The organism is Hydrogenophaga sp. (genome assembly GCF_011390835.1).
Lineage (GTDB): Bacteria > Pseudomonadota > Gammaproteobacteria > Burkholderiales > Burkholderiaceae_C > Hydrogenophaga.
Genome location: NZ_JAABRQ010000005.1, coordinates 120194 through 126260, shown reverse-complemented (window position 1 = coordinate 126260; position 6067 = coordinate 120194). Strand labels below are relative to the sequence as shown.

4 protein-coding genes are annotated in these 6067 nt (G+C 65.0%); 3 read left to right on the top strand and 1 reads right to left on the bottom strand.

All coding sequences use genetic code 11. From position 1 onward, the window contains the following. Nucleotides 1–329: 329 nt before the first annotated feature. The gene (locus tag GPT34_RS05295; RefSeq protein WP_291010204.1) at nt 330–641 is read right to left on the bottom strand and encodes a hypothetical protein; all 312 of its coding nucleotides are present in this window, start codon (nt 639–641) and stop codon (nt 330–332) included. 15 nt (nt 642–656) lie between these two features. Here GPT34_RS05295 and GPT34_RS05290 point away from each other — a divergent pair, with 15 nt between their 5' ends. From GPT34_RS05290 to GPT34_RS05280, 3 genes are all read left to right on the top strand, one after another. Then, entirely contained in the window at nt 657–3389 is a 2733-nt protein-coding gene (locus GPT34_RS05290; RefSeq protein ID WP_291010203.1) for a cation-transporting P-type ATPase, read from the top strand. A 70-nt stretch (nt 3390–3459) separates the two neighbouring features. Further along, nucleotides 3460–5127, top strand: a complete 1668-nt coding sequence (locus tag GPT34_RS05285; RefSeq protein ID WP_291010202.1) for a cation:proton antiporter family protein — start codon at nt 3460–3462, stop codon at nt 5125–5127. Beyond that, a complete protein-coding gene (locus GPT34_RS05280) occupies nt 5124–6017 on the top strand; it encodes a universal stress protein (RefSeq protein WP_291010201.1) in 894 nt (297 codons plus the stop codon). The genes GPT34_RS05285 and GPT34_RS05280 overlap by 4 nt, the downstream gene beginning before the upstream one ends. Nucleotides 6018–6067: the final 50 nt, after the last annotated feature.

The window sequence follows — 6067 nt, the reverse complement described above, 5'->3', positions numbered from 1 at the left end:
TATGCAACACCTGCCCGATAGCGTTGAGGGTCCTCGACCGCCTGTGCGGCTGGGCAGGTGTCACACAAGCCTTAACTACAGCCGTCGGTCGCGACCGGGGGCTAGGTTCACGGTGCATGGCATGAAGCCGTCATCGGCTTACCAGGCAGCACGGCAGCATTAACGACCGTTATCGAAGGAGCTGCAGTCGTCCAGCGTGGCAGGCCGCAGGTTACTCCGTCAAGTCGCGGTCGAACTTCGGCTGCTCGTAGGTCTGAACTCAAGCTATCGACCCACAGCCGCCGATCCGCTGGAGAGGTTTCGCCAAGGATGACAGTGGCAATTTTCTATCAGGGCTTTTCCGTTGCCTGTTCTGAAGGGAGAAGAACTAACCGCTGCTCCAGCTTGGGCTTGATCCGCACTTCGAAGTCGTCGATCAGCCCGTGGACCAAAGGGGCCAGCGACAGCACGCTTGAGGTGATCAGGCCATCGGTAGCGGCCGATGAGCTGTCACGGACGATCCAACAGAGCAACCGCCGTCCGCTGCGCAGAGCAGCACCCCTGTTTGTGGAAATGAAGGCGGCGGCGCAGACGTTGATGCACGTCAGGGTCGTCCGCCACCAATTCACTAAAGTAAAAGGGAGCTGAGGTATCAACTTCACACAGGAGAACGAAACGTGCGATCAGAGTCGAAGAATCAAGCACCTTGCCTATGGCACACGCTGGCTTCTGATGCTGCCTTGGATCTGGCACGCACGTCGGCGAGTGGGCTCACCCAAGGTGAGGCGGACACTCGCCTCCAGGCACACGGCCCCAACCGGCTGCCCGAGCCGCCACAGCGCAGTGCGTGGAAGCGATTCCTGCTGCACTTTCACAACATCCTGATCTACGTTCTGCTGGGATCGGCGGTGGTCACTGCAGCGCTGGGGCATTTCGTCGACACCCTGGTCATCCTGGCGGTGGTGCTCGGGAATGCGGTGATCGGTTTTGTTCAGGAGGGCAAAGCGGAAAAGGCCATGGCCGCGATCCGTCGCATGCTAGCGCCTCGCGCGGCTGTGCTGCGCGACGGCGATCGCCGCACGGTCGATGGCGAGGCGCTAGTGCCTGGCGACGTGGTTCTGCTGGAGGCGGGCGACAAGGTGCCGGCCGACCTGCGGCTGATCCAGGCGCTCAACCTGCAGATCCAGGAAGCGTTGCTGACGGGCGAATCGGTTCCGGTTGAAAAGCAGACGCGACCCGTCTCCGCCGAGGCCGCCATCGGAGACCGGGTGTGTATGGCTTACAGCGGCACGCTGATCACGAGCGGCGCAGGTCGCGGCGTGGTGGTGGCCACAGGCGGCGAAACCGAGATCGGGCGCATCAGCGGCATGCTCTCCCGCGTCGAAGTGCTCACGACGCCCCTGGTCAACCAGATGAATGTCTTTGCGCGCTGGTTGACCGTGCTCATTCTGCTGGTCGCCGCCTTGCTGCTGGCATTCGGCTATTTCGTGGGTCACTTCGCGTTCGGTGACATGTTCATGGCGGTGGTGGGCCTGTCGGTCGCTGCCATTCCAGAGGGCTTGCCCGCTGTGTTGACGATCACGCTCGCGGTGGGCGTGCAGGCCATGGCGCGCCGCAACGCCATCGTTCGCCGCCTCCCGGCCATCGAGACCCTGGGCTCGGTTTCGGTGATCTGCACTGACAAGACCGGCACGCTGACGCGCAACGAAATGATGGTGGCCTCCGTGGCCACCAGTGCCCATGCTTTTTCCATCGATGGCACCGGCTATGAGCCCAGAGGCGCGATCCATCTGCAAGAGCACCCGACCAGCCCACAGGAACACCCCATCCTTCAGGAGTTGGCGCGCGCAGCGACCCTGTGCAACGACGCCTCGCTGCTGGAGCGCGATGGCGTCTGGACGGTCGAAGGTGACCCGATGGAAGGCGCCCTGCTGGCCCTCTCAGGCAAATGCGGCCTGGAGGCGCGCCAGGAGCTCGCCGCCTGGCGGCGCACCGACGCGATCCCGTTCGACGCCCGGCACCGCTTCATGGCGAGCCTGAACCACGACCACGAAGGCCATGCCACGATTTCGGTGAAGGGCGCGCCAGAGCAGATCCTGGCCATGTGCGCCCTTCAGCGTGGCGCCGAGCAAGCCACCGAGCCGCTGGACCTGGCCCACTGGCAGGCGCACGCCGATCGCATCGCGGGTCAAGGTCAGCGGGTCTTGGCGTTGGCGGTGAGGCCGGTGGCACCGGAACACACCGTGCTGGAGCTGAGCGACGTGGGCGGCCCGCTGGTGTTGCTCGGGCTGGTGGGACTGATCGATCCGCCCCGTGCGGAGGCGGCCGAAGCGGTAGCCGAATGCCGCGGCGCGGGCATCCGCGTCAAGATGATCACCGGCGACCACAAAGGCACGGCGGTCGCCATCGGGCGGCAGATCGGTTTGCAGAACCCGGACAGCGTGCTCACCGGAGCCGACCTCGATGCCATGGACGAGATGGCGCTCGCCGCTGCCGTGGTCGACACCGACATCTTTGCCCGCACCAGTCCAGAACACAAACTGCGGCTGGTGATGGCCCTACAGTCGCACGGCATGACGGTGGCCATGACCGGCGACGGCGTGAACGACGCACCCGCGCTCAAGCGGGCCGACGCGGGCATTGCGATGGGGCAGAAGGGCAGCGAGGCCGCCAAGGAAGCCGCCGAGCTGGTGCTCGCGGACGACAACTTCGCGTCCATCGTCGCCGCGGTTCGCGAAGGGCGAACGGTGTACGACAACATCAAGAAGGTCATCAGCTGGACGCTGCCGACCAACGCGGGCGAGGCCATGACGATCGTGGTGGCGCTGCTGTTTGGCCTGTCGTTGCCGATCACACCGGTGCAGATTCTCTGGGTCAACCTGATCACCGCGATCACGCTGGGCATGGCGCTGGCCTTTGAGCCCACCGAAGCCGGCACCATGCGCCGCACACCAAGGCGCAGAAACGAGCCACTGCTCTCGGGTGAACTCGTCTGGCACATCGTGCTGGTGTCGCTGCTGTTCCTCGGCGGGGTGTACGGCATGTACGCCTACGCGGTGGACCGCGGCTATTCGCTGGACCTGGCGCGCACCATCGCGCTCAACACCCTGGTGGTGCTGGAGATCTTCCACCTTTTCTTCATCCGCAACATCTACGGCACCTCGCTCACCTGGCAGGCCGTTCGCGGCACACCCATGGTCTGGGCCACGGTGCTGGCCGTGGTGGTAGCACAGTTCGCCATCACCTACCTGCCGTTGCTGCAGGGCATCTTTGCCACCGCACCGGTGCCGCTGTGGGACGGCGTGCTGATCGTGGGGATTGGTGTGGTGCTGTTTGCGCTGCTGGAATCCGAAAAGCAAATCCGCCTGGCGCTGGTCGCCCCTTCAGTACGCCGAGGGTCAGGCGCATGACGCACCGCGCGTCATTGCGTCACAGCGCTGGGGAGACGATGTCCGTCTCTGGCTCCTGTGTAGGCTTTCCATGACGACCGGCCCCTTCGCCGAGATCGCCTTGCTGCTGCTGATCGCCGCCCTGGTCGGCGCCGTGTTCGTGCGGCTGCGCCAGCCGGTTCTGATCGCCTACATCGTGGTCGGCATTGCGGTCGGACCTGCGGTGCTGGGTCTGGTCAGCGCACACGACCAGATCGACCTGCTGGCGCAGATCGGGGTCACGGTGCTGCTGTTTGTGGTCGGTCTCAAGCTCGATCTGCACCATGTGCGCCACATCGGTCCGGTGGCGCTGGCCACGGGTCTGGGCCAGCTGGCCTTCACCATCTGCTTTGGTTTCCTGCTGGTGCTCGCACTGGGCAAGGGCGTGATGGAAGCCATTTACATCGCGGTGGCGCTCACGTTTTCGAGCACCATCATCATCGTCAAGCTGCTGTCGGACAAACGCGAACTCGACTCGCTGCACGGCCGCATCGCCGTGGGTTTTCTGATCGTGCAGGACATCGCCGTGGTGCTGGCCATGATGGCCATGAGCGCCATGCGCGACTCTGGGGATGCTGGCGGCGGAGGTTCCCTGCTGGGGGTGCTGCAGTCGCTGGGCCTGCGGCTGGCGGTGGCCGCCGTGTTCATGTTCGTCTTCATGCGCTACATCCTGCCCCGCCTGGTGACGCTGATGGCGCGCTCGCAGGAGCTACTGCTGGTGTTTGCCATTGCCTGGGGCGTGGCGCTGGCCGCACTGGGTGAATGGGCCGGTTTCAGCAAGGAGGCCGGCGCCTTCATGGCGGGGTTTTCGCTAGCATCCACACCCTACCGCGAAGCCGTGAACGCACGCCTGACAGGCATTCGCGACTTTCTCCTGCTGTTCTTCTTCGTCGACCTGGGCGCCAAGATGGACTTGTCCATGCTGGGCGCCGAGCTGGGCTCGGCGGTGGTGCTGTCCCTGTTCGTGCTGATCGGCAATCCGCTGATCGTCATGGCCATCATGGGCTGGATGGGCTACCGCAAGCGCACCGGTTTTCTGGCGGGCCTGACGGTGGCGCAGATCAGCGAGTTTTCCATCATCTTTGTGGCCATGGGCATCACGCTGGGGCATGTGGGCGTCACCACGCTGGGCCTGACCACCCTGGTCGGGCTGATCACCATCACCTTGTCCACCTACATGATCCTGTACTCACAGCCTTTGTTCGAGCGGCTCGCGCCCTGGCTGGGGATCTTCGAGCGCCAGAGCCCGCGGCGCGAACTGGCGATCGAAACCCAGGACGACAGCACGACGCAGGTCGACGTGATCGTCATCGGGCTGGGCCGCTACGGCCGGCGCCTGTTGACCCAGCTGCGCGAGGCGGGGATCGAGGTGCTGGGTGTGGACTTTGACCCGGAGGTGGTCAGCTCCCTGCGAGAAGCCGGGCTGTCGGCCCGCTTCGGCGACGGTGAAGACCTTGCATTTCTGGAGTCGCTGCCGCTGGACGCGGCGCGCTGGGTCGTCAGCAGCCTACCCGCCTGGGATTCCAACCGGGCGTTGCTCGATGCGCTGAAGTCCACCGGTTTCACTGGCCAGGTGGCTGCGGTCGCGCGCGATGCCGAGCACCACCAGCAGCTCGAACGCGCGGGCGTGAAGCGGGTGCTGAACCCGTTTGACGACGCGGCCGACGAAGCGGCGCGAAGCCTGCGCCAAGACATCCAGACCCAGGAGACCACCCCATGACACCCATCAAAAGCCTGTTGGCCGCCACCGACTTTTCAGAGCTGTCGCGGCTGGCTGCCGACCGCGCCGCCAGACTGGCTGGCGCAGCAGGCGCGCGCCTGCGCCTGGTGCATGCGGTCAGCGGCAGCGCGCTGGCCCAACTGGAGCAGTTGTTGGGGCTGGACACTGCGGTGGAAGCGAGGCTGATCGAGCAGGCTCGTCAGGCCCTGGAAAGCCTGGCTGCCGAGCTGCGGGCCGTACATGGTGTTGCCGTCGACACCACCTTGCTGCAAGGAGCGGTGCTGGAGCAGATCACGCAGGAAGCCAACCGGGTCGAGGCCGACATCGTGGTGGTGGGCGCACGCGGCACCGGCTTTGTGCGGCATTTCCTGCTCGGTTCGACGGCCGAGCGGCTGCTGCGCAAGTCGGTACACCCGATGCTGGTGGTCAAAAAGGCACCTCGTGAAACCTATCGGCGGGTGCTGGTCCCGGTGGATTTTTCGGCCTGGTCGGCGCCCTTGATCGACCTCGCGCGGGCGGTTGCGCCGGGCGCGCACCTGGTGCTGTTGAATGCCTACGAGGTGCCTTTTGAAGGCAAACTGAGGTTTGCGAGCGTTTCCGATGCCACCATCGAGAGCTACCGGGCGAAGTCGCACCGGGCAGCATCGCTCCAGCTGCAGGCGCTGGCGGCGGATGCCGGTCTACAGCCGGCCGACTGGACGCCCTGCATCCCCCACGCGGATCCCTCGCAAGCCATCGTTGAGCACGAGCAGGCATGCGGCTGCGATCTGATCGTCATCGGCAAACAAGGGCAAACCATGACAGAAGAACTGCTACTGGGCAGCGTGACCAAACACGTGCTGGTCGAGTCCGTTGGCGATGTGCTGGTGGCGACGTTGAAGCCCACTTAATGTTTCTGGTGCCGTGGTCGGCGACTGGGGCCCGCATGGTTCGGCGTTGA

Coding starts and splice junctions, on each gene's coding strand:
- GPT34_RS05285 (WP_291010202.1), top strand. CDS start 3,460: ATGACGACCGGCCCCTTCGCCGAGATCGCCTTGCTGCTGCTGATCGCC.
- GPT34_RS05280 (WP_291010201.1), top strand. CDS start 5,124: ATGACACCCATCAAAAGCCTGTTGGCCGCCACCGACTTTTCAGAGCTG.